The organism is Arthrobacter sp. 01T425, assembly GCF_056398725.1.
This window is the reverse complement of sequence record NZ_JBFTPY010000001.1, coordinates 148,149-166,942: the sequence shown is the minus strand read 5'-3', so window position 1 is coordinate 166,942 and position 18,794 is coordinate 148,149. Positions and strand designations below refer to the sequence as shown.

The following is an 18,794-nucleotide window of genomic DNA, read 5'->3' as shown; positions in this document are numbered from 1 at the left end:
GCATAGTCGGAGTCCAGCGCATCGTCGGGCTTTCGTGGGCCCGGCGGCTTCACCTCTGACAGGTACCAAGGTTTTCCAAAGTTGCGGTGGGGATCATGGGCGACATTCCACAACTGCATTGGGGGCACGGTCATGACTTCTCAGACCGAGATCGTTTCTGTTCGGGACAACGGTTCTGCTGTTTCACCCAGATGGACATCCCGAGACCTGGATGGAGGAAATCGGTGATGAGGCAGCACTTCAGAGGGCGGCTGCGCCGGACAGCGGTCATCCTCGTGCTGGCCGTGGCCGGCGTCGGCGCAATCAGCGGGGCTGCGCAGGCCGCCCCCAGCCACGACAACCGCCATTACACGGCGGGCGCTCCCGGCAGCGGGGACGCGTATTTCCCGTTCGCCGGCAACGGCGGCTACGACGTCCTGCACTACGACCTCGCCCTCCGCTATACGCCACCGACCAATCCCGCGGTGCTCGCGGGCCGCCTCAGCGGGGTCGCGACTGTCACCGTCCGTGCGAAGCAGAACCTGGAGTCGCTCAACTTCGACCTGCGCGGCCTCGGCGTCACGTCGGTCCAGGTCGACGGCAAGGCCGCCAAGTGGTCCCAAGTGCAGAACGACGCGAACCGGATCTGGGAACTCACGGTCGGGCTGCGGCCGAAGCTGAAGGCCGGACAGACGACGTCGATCGTGATCGAGTACGGCGGAATCACCGGGCGGCCGCTCGACACCACCGGAGCGCTCTACGGTTGGGTCACCACCGCTGACGGTGCGATGGTCGTCAACGAGCCCGAGGGTGCGGCGACCTGGTATCCCGTGAATGACGACCCTGAAGACAAGGCGACCTATACGTTCCGCATCACGGTGCCGGCGGGGAAGACGGCCGTGGCGAACGGCCTGCCCGTCGGCCGGCCGGCGACGAAGGCAGGATGGACCACGTGGACGTGGAAGGCCTCGGACCCGATGGCCAGCTATCTGTCGACGGCGAACGTCGGCGACTTTGCCCTGTCGTACGACGTCGGTCCGCACGGGCTGCCCATCATCAATGCGATCGACGCGGACGTGACGGGAGCGGCACTGGCCGAGACGAAGGCGTCGCTTGCGTTGCAGCCCAAGATGATCGCATTCCTTGAGGGCCAGTTCGGGCGGTACCCGTTCGAGGCCTTCGGCGCGATTGTCGACGACGACACGGTCGACTATGCGCTGGAGACGCAGACGCGGCCGGTCTACTCGGAGGTTGCGGACGAATACACGGTGGTGCACGAACTCGGGCACCAGTGGTTCGGAGACGCGGTGAGCCCGTCCGACTGGCAGGACATCTGGCTGAACGAGGGCTGGGCGACGTACATCGAGTGGCTGTGGGCCGAACACCAAGGCACAGCCACGATGCCGGAACAGTTCGGGGACGCGGTGGCATACCTCGACGCGAACAACCGCTGGGCGCTGAACATCGCAGACCCGGGCCGTGACAACTTGTTCGCGGGCCAGGTCTACCTCCGCGGTGCGGCTGCCCTCTACGCGCTGCGCGCGAAGATCGGCGACGCGGCATTCCTCAGCGGCACCCGGACGTGGTTGAGCCGCTACAACGACTCGACGGCGACGACGGAAGACTTCGAAGCCGTGATGGAAAAGGCGTCCGGCCAGCAGCTCGACGCGTTCTTTGACGACTGGCTGCGCGAAGGCGACCGCCCGGCGATGCCACAGCAAGCGGGAGCGAAAACTCACGTGATCGCGGGATCCGCGCCCATACATTCCCACAACACGCCGCGGAGCACACTCCGGTAACGGAAGCCTTCTGGAACATCGGGGGAGTCTGCAGGATCGCGGCTTCTCCGGCCCGCACCCACTCGATGGCCCTGCGGGCCACCCACCCGCCCTGGGCCCGCACCATCAGCCCTGACTCCATGGAGCGTCAGTCGCGCGGGCGCATCAGCGGGGGGTTGAGCACGGCCCGGGCCGGCTGGCCAGCGGTCGGCCGGGCTGCTTGGGCGAGCCGGAAGAGCGCCGCCGGGCGGCCCGCCTCGCCCGTCGTCATCCGACCGGTGTCTTCCAGAAAACCCGGCGTTCCTGTGGCCTTGCGGTGGAAGTTCCGGGGATCCAGCCGCGTGCCCCAGACGGCCTCGTACACGGCCCGGAGCTGGGCAATGGTGAACTCATCGCCGCAGAACGCGGCCCCCAACGGGGAGTATTCGAGCTTTGACTTCGCCCGCTCCAAGGCGTCGGCGAGGATCTGCTCGTGGTCGAAAGCGAGCCGCAATTCGCCGCCCGGGACCTGGCTGACCGGGTACCACGCGGCATGCTCGGCGTCGCTCCCGGCGGAGAGGACGGGGAAGTTGGGTGCGAGCAGCAGGTGGGCCACCGTGAGCACATCCCCGCGCGGGTCGCGCCCCTTCGGGCCGTAGCTTCCCAGTTGTTCCAGATGGCCCGGGACCTCTTCGACGCCGGTTTCCTCGGTAAGTTCGCGGCTCGCCGCGGTCGCCAGGTCCTCACCCGCCAGCACGAAACCGCCCGGCAAGGCGAGCCTGCCGCGGAAGGGCTCGATGAGGCGGGTGATGAGCAGGACGTTCAGGACGTCGTCGGTCACGGTGAGGGCGACGACGTCGACCGTCACCGGGAAGCGCGCTGGCGCCGGGTGGGATTCAGGCATGAACCCATCGTAGGCACTTATCGTCATCTTGACAATAATTCAAAAGCAGCCCTAAAGTTAGTTATCGTCAGATTGACGACAACATCGAACGGTTTAGGAGAATCACATGGCCAGCATCAAGCGCTACCCCTGGATCAGCCACTTCCTGGGCAGCCCCACCGGCTATGTCGTCCACCTGCAGAAGGGCGAGGTCCGGCACCGGGGAGTCGGCCAGGCCTTCTGGTTCCGGCCGGCTAACTCTGTGCTCAGCGAGGTTCCTGTGGATGATCAGGAACTGCCCACCCTCTTCCACGCCATCACCCGTGACCACCAAGACGTCAGCGTCCAAGCCAACGTGACCTACCGCTTCATCGACCCGGTGGCCGTTTCCAACCGGCTGGACTTCGGCCTCCAGACGGCCGCTGCGGCGCCTGCGACTGGGAAGGAGCAGGTGGCCACGATCATCGGCCAGCTGTGCCAGAGCCACGCCATCGACCAGATCGCCACCACCACGTTGGCCGAGGCACTGGAACGCGGAGTCAGCCAGCTCCGCACCATCCTCACCGGGGCCCTGCGCGCTGACGCCCGGCTCCTGTCCACCGGCATCGAGATCCTGGGCGTGCAGGTCTTGGCGGTCCGGCCGGAGTCCGACGTCGAACGGGCCTTGCAGACGCCGGTCCGGGAACAGCTCCAGGCCGAGGCAGACCGCGCCGTGTACGAACGCCGGGCGGTCGCCGTCGAACGCGAACGAACCATCTCCGAGAATGAGATGGCGAGCCAGATCGAGCTGGCCACCAGACGCGAACACCTGGTTGCCCAAGAAGGCGCCAACGCCCGGCGTCAGGCCGAGGAAAAAGCCGCAGCGGGACTCATCGAGGCGCAGGCTTCAGCCGAACGCAAAGGTATCAGCGCAACCGCCGAAGCGAACCAGGTCCGGATTGTCGGCGAAGCAACCGCGGCGCGTGAGGCCGCCACCATGGAGGTCTACAGCGGCATGGAACAGGCCACCCTGCTGGCACTGGCCCTGCGCGACGCAGCCGGATCACTGCCCAACATTGGCAACCTCACCATCACGCCGGACCTTCTCAGCGGGGCACTGGCCGGGCTGTTCAGGGAGCCCGCGAGCGGCGCGGCTCCGGCTGCTGCCGCCGGCGTGGCGGCAAGCACCGCCGGCAGCTTCGAACACTAGGATCTCGACATGGCAAACCCCCGCCTCGTCATCGTCCACCGCCGGACCGAACTCCAGGAACTCCTGGACAGGCACGCCACCCGCGGCCAGGCCGAATTCTTCCTCCGCACCCGTGGCCGCACCCTCCAAGACGCGCAGGAGCGCCACGACCGGCTCACCACGGCCCTGGCGACGGTCCGCGCCGCAGTTCCGGCCGAATGGCGGCACGCCGAAGTGGAACGCGCGGACCTCAGCAGGTTCCTGCTTACACCGGAGGACGTCATCGCCGTGGTCGGTCAGGACGGGCTCGTGGCCAACATGGCGAAGTACCTCAACGCCCAGCCCGTCATCGGGATCGATCCGGAACCGGGAGCAAACCCGGGGGTTCTGGTTCGACACTCGCCCGAGGCGGCCGCAAGGCTCCTGCACGACGCCGCTGTGGCCGGCGCCGTTGAGCGGCTGCAGTGCCAGGACCTCGCCACAGTGACAGCACGGCTCGATGACGGGCAGGAGCTCTCGGGGCTCAACGAGGTCTTCATCGGGCACGCCTCGCACCAGTCGGCCCGATACCAGCTCACGACCCCGGCCGGCCAGGCTGAACGTCACTCTTCCTCGGGCCTGATCGTCTCCACGGGCACGGGCGCCACGGGCTGGTGCGCCTCCATCGCCCTCGAACGCGGCGGGCGCACCCTGCCGGCGCCAACAGACCCCCGACTGGCGTGGTTCGTCCGGGAGGCATGGCCCTCCCCCATCACCGGCACATCCTTGACCGAGGGTGCGCTGGAGGCAGGCGAAAGACTCCGCGTCACCGTTGCATCCGACCAGCTCGTGGTGTTCGGCGACGGCATGGAGGACGACCACCTCACCGCATCCTGGGGTCAGGAAATCACGGTCCAGTTGGGCGAACGGCCACTGCGGCTGGTGGGGCAGGAATTCCGGCTAGCGCCTCCTGCAGCGGGTCAATCTGACAGGCGCGCTCCTGGCCGAAAATCGGGTCAGTGAGCGCGGCAGTGGGGACACCGACAAAAGCGGGGTCACCCACGTACTTGCCACGGTTCGCGAAGGCCAGCGCGCTGGCCTTGAGTCCGCGCCGGTCATCGGCCAGAATCACTCAGGGGCCGCCGATCAGGGCCCGTCCTTGGGGAGAAACTTTGAAGACCTCAGGTACCGCTGCCGCTGTCCTGCTGGCTGCGGCCGGCCCGCTGCTCACGTCCGTGCCGGCCAGCGCCGGAACCTGACCGGCCGGCCGAGGCGGGAACGAAATGGGCGGCGGCTCGGGCTTCTGTACTCCGGTCTTCAGCGGCGGAGGTACCGGCGGAATCGGCACCTTCAACGCGGGCGGCACGACTGCCCCGCCACCCCAAGCCCAATTCTTCCAGAACCCCAACCCCTACTAGGCGCCGGTGTACGCGCCTGCACCTGCCCAGGCACCCGCGCCGGAATATCAACCGCCGGCCTACCGCGTCCTGGACGCGCCCGTGGTTACGGCGTAGTGCTGTCAGCATGGCCGGTGCCCCGGCACGCGCCCCACCGGGATGCCGAGCAGGCGCATTGCCTTCACTCACTTTTCCCGCGACAAGTGGTTGTGAAGGCTTAGAGAGCCGTGGCCACGGAGGACCGGAAACGGTCGATGGCCGCCTCATTGCGGGCGAAGTACGTCCACTGTCCAATGCGGGTGGTCTGCACGAGGTCCGCGTCTGCGAGGGTAGCCATGAACTGCGAGGCGGTGGACTGGGAGACCTCGCAACGCTTCCTGATGCTTGAGACGCACACCCCGTAGCGTGTGGCGTCGACTTTCTGTTCTTCAAAATTCGTCACAGGGTCGCGGAGCCACTGCAGGATCGCCAGGCGGTGTGGGTTGGAGAGTGCGCGCAGTGCTGCAAGCAGCTCATCCTGCTGGAGCTGGGTCCCGGGGTTCTCATCTATAGGCACTCCATAAGACTACCTCAAAATCGTCATATCGCAATTTACCGATGAACGTGCTAAAACTTAAACCTCCCCCTCGAAAGGAACGAACATGCCTATCACCACAGAAGTTTCCACCGCTGTTCACAACTGGAGCTCCAGCCTGGCCGCCCTTCCCCCGTTGCTCCGCGGAGAACCGTCGGACACGACCCTCGATGAACTGCGCACCGCATACGACGAGATGCTGGCCGCCCATCCCACCCCAGAAGGGGTCACCGTCGAAGAGGTGGACATGGGAGGGATCCCAGGAATCGTGGTGACGCCCGAGACCGTGGAGGACAACCGGGCCCTCTTCTACATCCACGGAGGTGCTTACATCGTCGGCAGCCCGGCGGGCTACCACGGCCTCGCCGGAAACTTTGCAGTTCGACTAAACGCCCGGGTGTTCCTGCCGCACTACCGGCTGGCTCCGGAACACCCCTTTCCCACGCCGATCAATGACAGCGTCGACGCGTACCGTTGGCTGCTGGAGCAGGGTCAGGACCCGGAGCGTCTGATGGTCGCTGGTGATTCGGCCGGCGGCGCCATGACAGTCACGGTGATGATCAAGGCTCGCAATCTGGGGTTGCCGCTGCCGGCAGCCGGGGTTGCCCTGTCACCCTGGGCGAACCTGGAGCACACAGGCGCGTCGATGACCAGCCGGGAAGGCCTCGACCCGCTGAACAGCAAGGCCGTCCTGGACTTGCTGGCACGCAGTTTCCTAGGCGGGGCACTGCCGAATGACCCGGACGCATCCCCGGTCTTCGCCGACGTACGCGGACTGCCCCCGATCCTGGTCACAATCGGGGAGAACGAACTCATGCTCAGCGACGCAGTCCGGCTCGCCGGGCACCTGGCCGAGAATCGCGTGCGAGTGAGCCTGGACGTCTGGCCCGAGATGTTCCACGTCTGGCAAATGCACCAGGACCGGCTCCCCGAGGGGCGCAAAGCCCTCGACGACGCGGCCCGGTTCTTGCTCGCGGCGCTGCCCGCCCGGTAGGTACATCATCGGGGCGCCGTTGAGGCGCCCTGCAAGATGGGCAACAACAGATCGTCTGCCCGATCCAAAATGGCTGCGCCCTTACACATCGACCTCCTCGTCACACGCTCAACGCGGAGGTCACCTCGAACAACTCTTTCCCCAGATTGCTCGGGTAATCAACCGCCGAAGCCCACACACGGGCCTCCTCCCGCCAATAAAAGAGAAAAGGACAGGACATGAGCTTTCCCCGGACACGACCCCGGCGCCTCCGTCGTTCGCCCGCCATCAGGCGCTTGGTAGCCGAGTACCGCCTCACTGCCTCTGAGCTGATCCTGCCGGCCTTCATCCGGGAGGACCTTACCGAACCCGCAGCCATAGGCTCCATGCCCGGCGTCGTACAGCACACCACAGACTCGCTCAAGCGAGCCGCCGCACGAGCCGCCGAACAGGAACTGGGCGGCATGATGCTGTTCGGGATTCCGGCACACCGGGACCCTGTCGGCTCGGCCGCCCTGGACCCCGAGGGTGTCCTGAACGCAGCTATCCGCGATGTCCGGGCGGAGGTGGGCGATGACCTCGTCGTGATGAGTGATCTGTGTCTGGACGAGTTCACCGACCACGGACACTGCGGCGTACTGGACGACACGGGATACGTGGACAATGACGCCACCATGGAACTCTATGGCCGGATGGCCATCGCCCAGGCCGACTCCGGGGCACACATCGTGGCTCCCTCCGGCATGATGGACGGCGGCACCGGGGCCGTTCGCCGGGCGCTGGAGAGCGCGGGCCATACGAACACCGCCGTGATGGCCTACGCAGCGAAGTACGCGTCAGCGTTCTATGGCCCCTTCAGAGAGGCTGTCGATTCACAACTGACCGGGGACAGGCGAACCTACCAGATGAACGCCGGTAACCGCCGCGAAGCACTGACCGAGGTCAGACTCGACGTCGAAGAAGGCGCCGACATCGTGATCGTCAAACCCGCGATGAGCTACCTTGACATCCTGGCGGACGTCGCCGCAACAAGCACAGTACCGGTCGCGGCATATCAGATCTCGGGCGAGTACGCGATGATCGAAGCTGCGGCCGCCAACGGCTGGATCGACCGCCGCGGCGCCGTCCTTGAGTCGCTGCTTGGGATTAAACGCGCCGGGGCCGACATGATGCTCACGTATTGGGCATCCGAGGCCGCGGCGTGGCTGAAAGAAGCATGACGGACGGCGGCCCAGCAATCCCACGCGCCCTACCGGCTAAAGCCACAGCTGGCTGAACAGATCTTAGGAATATAGGCCCAAGCTCGAGAGCCGGCCAGCACGTGATCCGTTTCCGCGCGGGGCCCGCTTAGCCTCCTGAGGCCACTGTTCCGTCTCAGCAGGGATCCTTTGATGAGATGGCAAGCCGACGAGTTGCTGTATCCCGAAGTCCTAAACTCGGCAACGGGCTAGCAGGTGGCCGGCTTCCGTGGAGAGGAAAGCCGCATCGGCGCGCACCACAGGAGAAACGCCCAAATGGCTAAGCGCCGCCGAAGGAGAAAGGGCATCTCGCAAATCTTCTTAAACGGATAAGCTGATGTCTATGGTGACGGAAGCACGGTCAGGCCCGGATAAGAGCGTGCGCGTTACCATCCGCGACGTTGCACAGCGGGTGGGTGTCTCATCCGCGTCAGTGTCCTATGCAATGAGCGGGCGGCCCGGGGTTAGTGATGATCTACGCGATCGCGTCCTCACTGCTGCGGAAGACCTGGGGTACCGCCCCAACAAGGTAGCCCAGCAATTGCGCCGCGGACGGACAGATGCCGTCGGCCTGCTTTTCGCCGACATAGCCAACCCGTTTTACCCTGATCTTGCCAGCGGAGTGATCGCCGCGGCCACCCTGGAGGGCTTCGAGGTATTCGTCTCCAACGTCGGCATAAATGGGGAGCGACAGACCGAAGCGGCAATGGCCCAGCTTGACAGGAATTCGGCCGGCCTGCTCTTCACCTCTGTAGCCGATCAGGACCGCGACTTGCTTGAAAGCCTCACCCGACGCGGTGTCCCCTTCGTACAGTTGCATCGAGTGCTCGAGGGAGCTGCCGCCGATTCGGTGGTGGTCGACAATCTGGCTGCGGCCCGGGAGCTGGCACAACATGTGGCGGAGACAGGCCGGACAAGAGTCGCGGTGCTCGGCGGCGCCGGCGCGTCCAGTGTGTCCCGAGACCGTGAGCGGGGCTTCCGGGACGGCCTGGCGATGGCGGGAGCGACCGTTGTGAACGAGGACGGGCTGTGGGGTGCGCTGACCCGGGAATCCGGGGCCGCTCGGGCCCGGACGCTCTTGAGCGCCGGGCATCAGGTTGATGCCGTGTTGTGCGGCAACGACATGATCGCGGTGGGTGTCCTCGACGTCTGCCGGGAACGGGGGCTCCGGGTACCGGAGGATTTGGCGGTCGCCGGATTCGACGACATGAGCTTCTCCAGCGCCGGGCCGCTGCAGCTGACCACAGTGACGGTCCCCCGCGAAATGATGGGCCGACGCGGCTTCGAACTGCTGCTCCGCAGAATCCAGGGATACGACGGGCCCCCCGAGCGCATAGTGCTCCCCCACGTCCTTCAAGTCAGGGACACAACAGGCTAAGTCGCACTCGAATGTGAGCCGGCAATAAAAAATCCTCGAGAGCTCTTGCGCACCGGGCTGATGGCATGAATACTTAACTTAATCGATTCAGCAGAACGGGTTTTGGCCATGTTCGAACTTAATCGATTCAGTTCCGCAAGTGATGTGACATCCACATCGGTTCCTAAACTTCGAAGGAGAAGAATGACTGCGAATGCTGCTGAAGCAACCATGGATGAGGCTGCCGTTCCTTACCGCGGCGAGCAGCCCTACGGCATCATCGATGACGTCATCGTGCCCGGTGCACTCGACCTGGACGCGGACGAGCGCCTGTGGGTGCCCCAGTCCAGGGACGTGTCCTTCCGCCCGCTGATTCTCTCGGCGAGCCAGGGATATTTCGTGAACATTCTGCGCGTGCGCAAATCCGGGATCCTCTCCCGCCACAGGCACGCCGGGCCGGTTCACGCGATCACCCTAAAGGGCCGATGGCACTACCTGGAGCACGGGTGGTGGGCCGAAGAAGGCACTTACGCCTTCGAAACACCGGGCGATATCCACACGCTCGTCGTCCCTGACGGGGTCGAGGAAATGGCCACCCTGTTCCACGTCACAGGCACCTACATCTACGTGGATCCCGACGGCAACCCGACGGGCATTGAGGATGTCTTCACGAAGATTGCCCTTGCCCGGGCACATTACGAAGCAGTAGGCCTTGGCGCCGACTACGTCGACCAATTCATCCGCTAAGAGGCCTCCCCTCCCCTCGGGGGCCGGACCGTGATTCCCGGAATCGCCACCAACCGGCCGCAACCCGGGGCCGAGTCCGGTGCTGCTCCTGCGGTCACTTCAGCCAGGAGCGGCACCGGGCGGCATCCAGATACATCAATGACGCTGTCAACCTGCCCCGGCGCTGTTCGGCGCCGACGGACCAGCCGTTACCACCGACTGCGGAACTTCGAAGGAGAAGAACCGATGAACAAATTCGTACAGGGTTGACCGTGAAAGCCCTTAGAAAACAAAGCACCTCACCGAAAGACGTGCAGGTGCAGGAGCATCCCAAGCCCGACCCGGCTCCCGGCGAGCTCCTTGTCCAGACACTGGCCTGCGGCCTCTGCGGCAGCGATGTGCATGCGTGGCGTCAGGATACGGGTTACGAATGGGTGCATTGCCCGGTGACACTGGGTCATGAAGCGGTCGGCGTCGTTGTAGGTATCGGAGCGGGAACGGACAGCCAGTGGATCGGTCAACGCATTGTGCCCATTGCCATCGACGGCTGCGGATCCTGCGATCTGTGCCGTCGTGGAACTCGTCAACTTTGCCTGGATCGAACCGTGCTGGGGCTTTCATTTGACGGAGCCGCCGCAGATCTCTTCTCCATCCCTGAATACCGCGCCGTGCCGGTGGACAAAGATCTGCCCGCTGCGGTTCTCGCCCTCACGGAGCCGCTGTCCGTGGCCCTGCGCGCGGTGACACGCCTGGAGCAATCAATACCGGCCCAGGCCCGTGTCATGGTCAGCGGTCCCGGGCCGATAGGCCTCATGGCCGCGTTGCTCCTGAACCAGCGGGGGCATCGGGTTACGCTTCTCGGCGCAGCACGCGACGAACAGCAGCGCCTGCCTCTGGCCCGTTTACTTGGTCTAGATACCATCCTGGCAGAGGATGTGACCCCGGGAGGGTTGCACGGTTGGCTGGAAGCATCGGGCGCGGCCCAGGCATTGTCATCTGCGGTGGCAAGTGTTGGCCCGGGTGGAACCATCGTCGTCGCCGGACTGTTCCCGTCGATCCCGGCAGTGGACATCAATGTGCTGGCCAGGAACGAGATTCAACTTGTCGGGAGCTACGGCTCAGTCGCCCTCGACTACCGTAACGCGCTGGCAGCGCTGGAGGCAGCGCCTGACATGTGGGCGTCACTGGTGACTACCTTCCCGCTGACCGAGGGCACTCGCGCACTCCAAGCGGCAGCCGACGCCGAAGCCGTCAAGGTCGTGCTCCTTCCCTAAGGCGCCTGCAGGTCAACGCTGACCGTAACCAGAAGCCATCATCAAAGCATCGTGACACATCCAACGGAGACCCCCATGGTTAACGCACACACCCAGACGTCCGTCGCCGTCGCACGGACGCCCATCCGCAAGGTCGTATTTGCCAGCCTTATCGGAACGGCCATCGAATGGTATGACTTCTTTCTCTACGGATCAGCCGCAGCGCTGGTCTTCGGAGCGGTATTCTTTCCCAGCCAGGACCCGGCAACCGGAGTGCTTCTGGCCTTCGGCACCTACGCTGTCGGCTTTGTCGCGCGGCCGCTGGGCGGCATCATCTTCGGTCACTTCGGAGATCGCGTAAGCCGCAAGAAGATGCTCGTCATCAGCCTGGTGCTCATGGGTGCGGCCACTTTCGCCATTGGCCTGCTGCCCACCTACGCCATGATCGGAGTTGCCGCTCCACTGCTTCTCGTCTTCTGCCGCTTGCTCCAAGGCTTCGCAGTGGGCGGTGAATGGGGCGGAGCTGTCCTCATGGCCGCCGAACACGGCGATGACCGGCACCGTGGATTCTGGTCCTCCTGGGTCCAGGCCGGCGTACCCCTGGGCAACCTGATCGCCGCAGTCGTGCTGTGGGTGCTGGCCGCAGTGCAGTCAGACAGCGATTTCCTGGCCTGGGGTTGGCGCATCCCCTTCCTCCTGAGCGCCCTGCTGGTGCTTGTCGGGCTCTGGGTTCGCCTGAGTATCGAGGAGTCCCCCGTCTTTGCCGAAGCCAAGAAGGCAGCATCCATGCGCGAGAAGACCAAGGCCCCAATCTTCGAGGTCCTGCGCAAATACCCGCGTGAGGTTGCCATCGCCATGGGCATGCGCCTGGCCGAAAACATCGCCTACTACATTTTCAGCATTGTCGTCATCACCTACATGGTCACGTATCTGGGCATGCGCAAGGATGTCGCCATAGCCGGCGTGCTGATCGGCTCTGTGGCCCAGTTCGTGCTCACTCCGATCATCGGATCCCTGTCCGACCGCGTAGGCCGCCGGCCCCTTTACCTGGCCGGAGCGGCAGGCACGGGTCTTTGGGGCTTTGTCTTCTTCCCGCTCATCAACACCCGTAACGACGGACTTATTATCCTTGCCATTGTCGTCGGCCTCGTCTGCACCACGTTCATGTACGCTCCCCAGGCAGCGTTCTTCTCTGAACTGTTCGGCACCAGCGTCCGCTACAGCGGCGCCTCCCTCGGCTACCAGCTGGCATCGGTCTTCGCCGGCGGACTGGCACCTCTCATCTCCATCGCCATTCTCGGCAGCGTGGACCAGAAAAACACCCTCGGTGTCAGCATCTACCTCGGCACAGCGGCAACAATCACCTTTATTGCAGCACTTGTGGCAAAGGAAACCGCCAAATCATCACTGCGGCACGACCGCGTACTCGAACCGGAGACCACGAAATGAAGCCCGCCGGACCCGGTTCAGCAATGGGGAACACTGCAACCCTTGCGGCCGGACAGCCACTCGTGGCGAACCCCTTCTCCCTGCACGGCAAAACTGCCCTCGTCACAGGCGCCGGCAGAGGACTGGGCCGTGCGGTAGCCACTGCCCTAGGACTTGCCGGAGCAGAAGTCATGGCGCTGGACCTCTCGCCTCTGAACGAATTCAAGGACGAACTGGAAGGGCAAGGCGTCAGGTGCCGGATCCGGTCGCAGAACCTTGCCAATCTCTCGCCGGACCAGGCCGCAGAAATCATCACCTGGGCCAAGGAAACCGGGAAAGGGCCCGACATCCTCGTCAACAACGCCGGACTGATCCGGCGCGGTCCTGCGCTCGCAACCACCCTCGAAGACTGGGAATCCGTGATCGGTTTGAACCTGACTACACCTTTCGTGCTCTCCCAAGCGTTCACGCGCTCCCTGATCGACGAGGACCGGCCTGGAAGCATCATTAACATCCTCTCCATCAATGCCTTCCAAGGAGGCGTCGAAGTACCCTCCTATGCGGCATCCAAACACGGACTCCTGGGAGTGACCCGTGCCCTCGCGAACGAGTGGGCCCCCCATGGAATCAGAGTCAACGGTATAGCCCCCGGATACATGGAAACAGAGCTCACCGCAGCCCACCGCGAAGACCCTGCGCGGTACCAGGCCATGCGCAGCCGCATGCCTATAGGCCGCTGGGGACAACCCGACGAAATCGGCGGGGCCGCGGTCTACCTCGCGTCCGCGGCGTCCACCTATCTATCGGGAACCGTCATTAACGTCGACGGGGGCTGGCTTTCCCGCTAAGTCGGCCGCCAAGCTGTCCACCACGATCCCGCCGGCTCGATTCGCCCCTCCGGCCGGGCCCGCTGATAGGCCTCCAAACCGGCCAGTTTTGTGCCGGGGTGAACGACCTGCGAGGGGTCGGGCCTCCGGTCCAGAATTACTCATGGACTTCCCGCACGCAGGAAATCGCTGATATAGACATTCGTGATGTTCCTGATTCTCGCCCCCCGAATTAGACAAGAGGCAAGCGACACTCCGTTAGTTCCGCTTAGTGTTGGACGGTGAACAATGCAACGGAATTTGGATCAGGCCAAGAGGCTGCCAACGATCATCGCATCTTGGTCTTCGGGCGCCTACTGGGTGCGGCGAACCGGCTGGAGTTTCTCCTCGGCCGCGCCCTGGAACAGGAGTTCGGGCTCAGCCATTCACTCTTTGAACTTCTCCTCCTGGCGGCAAGGGGCGGCAACAAGGGAATTCCAGTGCGTGACATCGCGCAGGCGCGGGTATTGACGTCCGGCGGAGCCACCCGACTGGTGCAGAGGGCGTCAGCGCTGGGCCTTATTGAACGCGAGAGCTCTGCTGTCGACGGCCGGGTCCAGCTCATCCGCCTCACCACACATGGCGAAGACGTCCTCCTCCGGGCAAGCACCCGCCACGTGGAAAATATTGAACGGTACATGCTCGACCTGCTCTCACCCGCAGAAGCCGAGGTGTTGTCAGCGGCCGTGAAGAAGATCAGCAAAAACGCTGCACAGCACCTGCCGATCATGCCATGATCGAACGGTCTTATCCCTAGGGAATAGCTGACTAGTCAGCTATTGTTGGATTTGAGTAAGCGTATCTGCGCGACTCGCTTCGGACACTCCGGGGCATCCGAGAAAGGTTCACCAGCATGTCGCTGCATTTTGAAGTCTTGGATCTCGACTTCCCCGCAGGTTCACCCAACAAGTCAGCAACATTGATCACCGGCCCATCAAAGGCCCTCCTCGTGGATGCCGGCTTCACCCGGGCCGACGGTCACCGTCTCGTCGCGGCCATCCTGGACTCCGGTAAAGACCTGGAAACCGTTTTCATCAGCCACGCTGACCCTGACTACTACTTCGGCCTGGAAGTCATCGCCGATGCGTTCCCAAATGCCACAGTCTTGGCGACACCGATCGTCATCGAGCACATCCAGGCAACCTACGAAGGTAAACTCCAGGCGTGGGCAGCACTGGGTGCCAATCTTCCGACCCGCTTGGCAACGATCGCGCCCCTGAGTGCAGACGCGATCGAACTCGACGGGTACCGCTTCGAACTCCGAGGCGGCTCTGACCTGCTACCGGACAGGCACTACCTCTACAACGTCGATCAGAATGCAGTCGTCGGTGGAGTCCTTGTCTTCCAGGAAGAACACGTCTGGACAGCAGACACGGCCACCCCCGAACAGCGCTCGGCTTGGATCGAACTACTTGACCAGATGCGGGCCCTGAACCCGGATCTCGTCATCGCAGGCCACCGGCTGCCGGGAACGGCCAACGATTCCACAGCCATCGACTACACACGGTCCTACCTCCAGGAATTCGAACGGATCCTCGCCCGCTCAGCAAATGCCGCGGCCGTTACGGCTGCCCTGATCGAAAGCTACCCGAATTCCGGGATGTTGATCGCGGCGCAAATCGGACCCAAGGTCGCCAAGGGGGAAATGACATGGGGCTGAGTGACATCACCGAACTTGCCCGCTCAACCTCCCCGCGCGATGTCGTCCGCCGGCAGTATCTGGCTTCAGCAGCCGGTGACCTCGAAGCGCTCCGCGCCACGATGGCCCCGGATGTTGAATGGACTGAGATGGCCGGCTTCCCCCTCGCAGGGACCTACCGCACCCCCGACGGGGTCACTTCCAATGTCATGGAAATTCTCGGCCGGGACTGGGACGGCTGGGTAGCCCACGACGACACGTACATCGTAGAAGGTGAAAACGTAGTGGTCCTCGCCAGGTACACCGCCACGCACCGGTCAACCGGGAACCCCCTGAACGTCCGGGTGGCCCACCATTTCATCGTCCGCGGCGGACTCATCGTCCGCTTCGAACAATTTGTCGACACCGCAAAAGTCGTCGAAGCAAGCGTGTTGGTATAAGTCTGCGACGACTTTCGTTTGACCCTCAAGGTCGGCTGAACCGGACCTGGATCCCGAAGCCGGCCTGCCCCCGGGGCAAATGCAGAGTGAGGAAAACGCTGTGACCGGAACGACGATGGTGAGTGGACCGCACTGGCGGCGTGTAGTGGCAGCCCTCGCTAACACGGACGCTCGGACCGCCTACGCGCAGATAGTGCTCGGCGCCAAGCTCCCCGACGTGCTTGCTGACCTGAATGACCACCGGCGAAACCGGGCTATCGCTGCCCTCCTTGAGTCAGGACTCGTGGAAAGCAATGCCGCCAGTGACCTTGAGGCACCCGAGGCGATCTTCCGCGACCTCCTCAGGCAGCAACCCCGGCGGCAGCCGCAGACCGGATTGGCCCGCTTCATGCGCTTGGGGCGGATCGAGAGGTATCCAGCCAACATGACGGAACGGCGGGAGCTCCTGGCCTGGATCGTCAGCGAAGCTTTTGAGCCGGGCGAACACCTAACGGAAAAGCAGGTTAATGAACGACTGCTCAGTTATACCGATGACGTCGTCATGCTGCGCCGCTACATGATCGACTTCGGACTACTGGAACGGACGGCCTCGGGTTCCTCATACTCCCGGCAGGCATAACGCGGGCTCCATGCGGGCATTACGTGGGCTTTGAACTCGACGCTCTCATAGCGCCCAAACCTGCCCGAGAGCCAACATTGGCACCCACGGGATGTCGCGGTTTCTTGTGCCACCGCGAGTCCAGCATGATTCTCAGCGGTCAGCCCGCGCCCTGGCCCTCGCGGGCCACTTCTTCCAGAATCCTGGCTGTCGGCGCTGCCGTCATCAGCTGCCCGATCACCTCGGGTTTGTCCCACACCTGGCTGCGCAACTTATCCAGAAAGCCGGTCGCGGCGTCCCTGGTGTCGAAGTCAAGGAGCACGGCCACGCTGTTCTGGTCCTCCGTATCCCTGAACAGGCGGACAGACCGGGTGCCGGAGGCGGCTCGGCCTGCGGGATCGCTGTCGAAGACCTTCTTAAAGGCCTCGTAGTCCCGGACCGGATAGCTAATCTGCAGGGTGAACATCGTCGTTCCTTTCCCTCGGGCTATGTCAGGACCACGATAGGCCGTCCAGCGTCATCCCGGTAGGGCCGGAGAGCGGCTTTGATCCGGTGCTGCGCCGCCTTCCTTACAAGCAATCCCTGGGTATCAGTTCAAGTGGGCGCCCGACAGGAGCGGGTGTTCCACGGGTCCTCTGATACCGGCGCCTTTGACCCGGTCGGTGACATTGGGCAGCACAGTCGCTACGTTGAAGACCGGACACTAGTGCCCTGGGCTCGGGCGCCGAAAGAAGGACTGAGTGGACAGTGATGCTGGTACGTGGTTTCTGAGCCGCGCCGAGCGGGGGAATTTGGCCACAGACGTACACGCGGGCGGTGCCGGATCGCCGCCGTGGTCGGAGGGCAATCTTGTGCGGCCCCTGATTCATGGCGCGACCTACTTCGCCCGGCTGCATGAGGAGTTGACGGCTCTGCAGGCCGGGGACCGCGTGTGGTTCACCGACTGGCGTGGCGACGCCGACGAGCGGCTGCTGGCGGACGGACCGTCGATCGGTGAGGTGCTCGCTGGCTTGGCCCGTGAGGGAGTGGAAGTGCGTGGCCTTGTCTGGAGATCCCATGGAGAGCGCGTGTCGGCCCCGATCAGCGGCCGATCCAATGAGCTCCTAAGCCGTCAGGTCAACGACGCGGGCGGAGAGGTGCTGCTGGATCAGCGTGTACGCCTGTTTGGCTCCCATCACCAAAAAATCTTCGTCATCCGCCGTCGTGACAACCCGTCGCGGGATGTCGCGTTCGTTGGCGGGATCGACCTTTCGCACAGCCGTCGGGACGATGCCGACCACGCGGGAGACCCGCAGGCCGTGAGCATGGATTCCCGGTACGGGAAACGACCGCCATGGCACGATGCCGCCCTCGAACTGCGTGGCCCCGTGGTCGCAGATGTCCTGGCAGTATTTGCTGAACGGTGGAACGACCCGCATCCTCTGGACCGGCGTACCCCCTACCGGATGCTGCTGCAACGTCTGGCCCGCATGCCCCGGCACCCCGAACCGCTCCCGGCCACTGCACCGCCACCGCCACCGCCACCGGCGGGTCCTCATTCCGTGCAGCTGCTGCGCACCTACGGGGTGAAACGTCCCCCGTTTCCGTTCGCGCCTGTTGGGGAGCGCAGCATTGCCCGCGCCTACACGAAAGCCTTCGCCCGCGCCCGCTCGCTGATCTACGTCGAGGATCAGTACCTGTGGTCGAAAGAGGTCGCAGCCGGAATCGCGGAGGCCCTCGACCGGAATCTCGACCTGAACGTGATCGCCGTTGTACCCCGTTACCCCGACTCTGACGGGCCTCTCGCAGGGCCGGCGGCCCGGATCGGGCAACTGCGTGCCATCAGCATGCTGCGTAGGGTTGCGCCCGACAGGGTGGGCGTGTTCGACCTGGAGAACCGCGCGGGAACTCCGATCTATGTCCACGCCAAGATCTGCATCATCGACGACACTTGGTTCACCTGCGGCTCAGACAACTTCAACCGCCGGTCCTGGACCAACGACAGCGAGCTCACCTGCGCCGTACTCGACACGACTGTCGACAACCGGCCCTCGCCCGGCACAGACAACAGCCGCGACACTTTCCGGCCTTTGGCGCACGGGCTCCGGCTCCAACTCTGGGCCGAACACCTGGGCCTGGAGCAGAACGATCCCCAGCTCGTCGACCCGGCGGCCGGGCTCAAACTTTGGAACACTACCGCAGACGCTCTCGACCGCTGGCATGAAGGCGGCCGCCGTTCCCCCCGCCCCGCCGGACACGCGCGCCACCACACTCCAGAGCCGGTGTCGGCCCGCCAACGCCTCTGGGCAGATCCGATGAGCCGTCTTCTCATGGACCCAGACGGCCGCCCGCGCCGGCTGCGCGGCACTACCCAGTTCTAGGCAAGACGCTGACGGCCGCGAACCGGCAGAACGCCTGAACGACTCCGGGGACTGTAGCCCCGTCACGCCGCCGCGTCTCCGCCTCAACCTTCGTGCATCCCAGGCAGACGACGGCGAGCACCACTCCGCAGCGGCAGCCCTCCTCGACGTCGTGACTTCTGTACTCAACGGATATAACC

The 18,794-nt window shown here is 64.2% G+C and carries 18 protein-coding genes; 15 read left to right on the top strand and 3 right to left on the bottom strand.

Annotation, left to right across the window (positions count from 1 at the left end):
- The first annotated feature begins 227 nt into the window (after positions 1–227).
- On the top strand, positions 228–1,778 hold the full coding sequence (locus AC1DNG_RS00815) for a M1 family metallopeptidase (protein WP_476886404.1): 1,551 nt from the start codon (positions 228–230) through the stop codon (positions 1,776–1,778).
- A 127-nt stretch (positions 1,779–1,905) separates the two neighbouring features.
- Here the strand turns inward: AC1DNG_RS00815 and AC1DNG_RS00810 are convergent, their stop codons facing one another.
- The gene (locus AC1DNG_RS00810) at positions 1,906–2,640 is read right to left on the bottom strand and encodes an NUDIX hydrolase (protein ID WP_476886403.1); all 735 of its coding nucleotides are present in this window, start codon (positions 2,638–2,640) and stop codon (positions 1,906–1,908) included.
- A 106-nt stretch (positions 2,641–2,746) separates the two neighbouring features.
- On the opposite strand from AC1DNG_RS00810, the gene AC1DNG_RS00805 reads away from it, so the two are divergent.
- Complete coding sequence (locus tag AC1DNG_RS00805; RefSeq protein ID WP_476886402.1) at positions 2,747–3,808, top strand: SPFH domain-containing protein; 1,062 nt, start codon at positions 2,747–2,749, stop codon at positions 3,806–3,808.
- A 9-nt stretch (positions 3,809–3,817) separates the two neighbouring features.
- The gene (locus tag AC1DNG_RS00800) at positions 3,818–4,789 is read left to right on the top strand and encodes a diacylglycerol kinase catalytic domain-containing protein (RefSeq protein ID WP_476886401.1); all 972 of its coding nucleotides are present in this window, start codon (positions 3,818–3,820) and stop codon (positions 4,787–4,789) included.
- A 591-nt stretch (positions 4,790–5,380) separates the two neighbouring features.
- Here the strand turns inward: AC1DNG_RS00800 and AC1DNG_RS00795 are convergent.
- The gene (locus AC1DNG_RS00795; RefSeq protein WP_476886400.1) at positions 5,381–5,719 is read right to left on the bottom strand and encodes an ArsR/SmtB family transcription factor; all 339 of its coding nucleotides are present in this window, start codon (positions 5,717–5,719) and stop codon (positions 5,381–5,383) included.
- 85 nt (positions 5,720–5,804) lie between these two features.
- On the opposite strand from AC1DNG_RS00795, the gene AC1DNG_RS00790 reads away from it, so the two are divergent.
- From AC1DNG_RS00790 to AC1DNG_RS00740, 11 genes are all read left to right on the top strand, one after another.
- Positions 5,805–6,731 carry an alpha/beta hydrolase gene (locus AC1DNG_RS00790; protein ID WP_476886399.1) on the top strand — a complete coding sequence of 309 codons (927 nt, stop codon included), beginning with the start codon at positions 5,805–5,807 and terminating at the stop codon, positions 6,729–6,731.
- A gap of 218 nt (positions 6,732–6,949) precedes the next feature.
- Positions 6,950–7,930 carry a porphobilinogen synthase gene (hemB, locus tag AC1DNG_RS00785; protein WP_476886398.1) on the top strand — a complete coding sequence of 327 codons (981 nt, stop codon included), beginning with the start codon at positions 6,950–6,952 and terminating at the stop codon, positions 7,928–7,930.
- A 355-nt stretch (positions 7,931–8,285) separates the two neighbouring features.
- Positions 8,286–9,326 carry a LacI family DNA-binding transcriptional regulator gene (locus AC1DNG_RS00780; protein WP_476886397.1) on the top strand — a complete coding sequence of 347 codons (1,041 nt, stop codon included), beginning with the start codon at positions 8,286–8,288 and terminating at the stop codon, positions 9,324–9,326.
- 183 nt (positions 9,327–9,509) lie between these two features.
- On the top strand, positions 9,510–10,052 hold the full coding sequence (locus AC1DNG_RS00775) for a 2,4'-dihydroxyacetophenone dioxygenase family protein (RefSeq protein ID WP_476886396.1): 543 nt from the start codon (positions 9,510–9,512) through the stop codon (positions 10,050–10,052).
- 251 nt (positions 10,053–10,303) lie between these two features.
- Positions 10,304–11,305 carry an alcohol dehydrogenase catalytic domain-containing protein gene (locus AC1DNG_RS00770; RefSeq protein ID WP_476886395.1) on the top strand — a complete coding sequence of 334 codons (1,002 nt, stop codon included), beginning with the start codon at positions 10,304–10,306 and terminating at the stop codon, positions 11,303–11,305.
- A gap of 75 nt (positions 11,306–11,380) precedes the next feature.
- Positions 11,381–12,733: an MFS transporter gene (locus AC1DNG_RS00765; RefSeq protein WP_476886394.1), complete on the top strand. Its 1,353-nt coding sequence runs from the start codon at positions 11,381–11,383 to the stop codon at positions 12,731–12,733.
- Positions 12,734–12,756: 23 nt separating this feature from the next.
- Positions 12,757–13,560: an SDR family oxidoreductase gene (locus tag AC1DNG_RS00760; protein WP_476886393.1), complete on the top strand. Its 804-nt coding sequence runs from the start codon at positions 12,757–12,759 to the stop codon at positions 13,558–13,560.
- 260 nt (positions 13,561–13,820) lie between these two features.
- Entirely contained in the window at positions 13,821–14,315 is a 495-nt protein-coding gene (locus AC1DNG_RS00755) for a MarR family winged helix-turn-helix transcriptional regulator (protein WP_476886392.1), read from the top strand.
- A 116-nt stretch (positions 14,316–14,431) separates the two neighbouring features.
- Positions 14,432–15,238, top strand: a complete 807-nt coding sequence (locus AC1DNG_RS00750) for an MBL fold metallo-hydrolase (RefSeq protein ID WP_476886391.1) — start codon at positions 14,432–14,434, stop codon at positions 15,236–15,238.
- Positions 15,229–15,657 (top strand): nuclear transport factor 2 family protein, encoded by a 429-nt coding sequence (locus AC1DNG_RS00745; protein ID WP_476886390.1) that lies wholly within the window; start codon positions 15,229–15,231, stop codon positions 15,655–15,657. The genes AC1DNG_RS00750 and AC1DNG_RS00745 overlap by 10 nt, the downstream gene beginning before the upstream one ends.
- A gap of 100 nt (positions 15,658–15,757) precedes the next feature.
- Positions 15,758–16,276: a DUF2087 domain-containing protein gene (locus AC1DNG_RS00740; RefSeq protein WP_476871721.1), complete on the top strand. Its 519-nt coding sequence runs from the start codon at positions 15,758–15,760 to the stop codon at positions 16,274–16,276.
- A gap of 139 nt (positions 16,277–16,415) precedes the next feature.
- On the opposite strand, the gene AC1DNG_RS00735 is transcribed toward AC1DNG_RS00740, so the two are convergent.
- Positions 16,416–16,721: a hypothetical protein gene (locus AC1DNG_RS00735; RefSeq protein ID WP_476886389.1), complete on the bottom strand. Its 306-nt coding sequence runs from the start codon at positions 16,719–16,721 to the stop codon at positions 16,416–16,418.
- A 274-nt stretch (positions 16,722–16,995) separates the two neighbouring features.
- Between AC1DNG_RS00735 and AC1DNG_RS00730 the strand changes: the two genes are divergently transcribed.
- Entirely contained in the window at positions 16,996–18,615 is a 1,620-nt protein-coding gene (locus tag AC1DNG_RS00730; protein ID WP_476886388.1) for a phospholipase D family protein, read from the top strand.
- The last annotated feature ends 179 nt before the right edge of the window (positions 18,616–18,794 follow it).

What these genes read in the sequence shown, in the direction of transcription:
- AC1DNG_RS00815 (WP_476886404.1), top strand. Translation starts at nt 228, where the DNA reads ATGAGGCAGCACTTCAGAGGGCGGCTGCGCCGGACAGCGGTCATCCTC.
- AC1DNG_RS00810 (WP_476886403.1), bottom strand. Translation starts at nt 2,640, where the DNA reads ATGCCTGAATCCCACCCGGCGCCAGCGCGCTTCCCGGTGACGGTCGAC.
- AC1DNG_RS00805 (WP_476886402.1), top strand. Translation starts at nt 2,747, where the DNA reads ATGGCCAGCATCAAGCGCTACCCCTGGATCAGCCACTTCCTGGGCAGC.
- AC1DNG_RS00800 (WP_476886401.1), top strand. Translation starts at nt 3,818, where the DNA reads ATGGCAAACCCCCGCCTCGTCATCGTCCACCGCCGGACCGAACTCCAG.
- AC1DNG_RS00790 (WP_476886399.1), top strand. Translation starts at nt 5,805, where the DNA reads ATGCCTATCACCACAGAAGTTTCCACCGCTGTTCACAACTGGAGCTCC.
- hemB (WP_476886398.1), top strand. Translation starts at nt 6,950, where the DNA reads ATGAGCTTTCCCCGGACACGACCCCGGCGCCTCCGTCGTTCGCCCGCC.
- AC1DNG_RS00780 (WP_476886397.1), top strand. Translation starts at nt 8,286, where the DNA reads ATGTCTATGGTGACGGAAGCACGGTCAGGCCCGGATAAGAGCGTGCGC.
- AC1DNG_RS00775 (WP_476886396.1), top strand. Translation starts at nt 9,510, where the DNA reads ATGACTGCGAATGCTGCTGAAGCAACCATGGATGAGGCTGCCGTTCCT.
- AC1DNG_RS00765 (WP_476886394.1), top strand. Translation starts at nt 11,381, where the DNA reads ATGGTTAACGCACACACCCAGACGTCCGTCGCCGTCGCACGGACGCCC.
- AC1DNG_RS00760 (WP_476886393.1), top strand. Translation starts at nt 12,757, where the DNA reads ATGGGGAACACTGCAACCCTTGCGGCCGGACAGCCACTCGTGGCGAAC.
- AC1DNG_RS00750 (WP_476886391.1), top strand. Translation starts at nt 14,432, where the DNA reads ATGTCGCTGCATTTTGAAGTCTTGGATCTCGACTTCCCCGCAGGTTCA.
- AC1DNG_RS00745 (WP_476886390.1), top strand. Translation starts at nt 15,229, where the DNA reads ATGGGGCTGAGTGACATCACCGAACTTGCCCGCTCAACCTCCCCGCGC.
- AC1DNG_RS00735 (WP_476886389.1), bottom strand. Translation starts at nt 16,721, where the DNA reads ATGTTCACCCTGCAGATTAGCTATCCGGTCCGGGACTACGAGGCCTTT.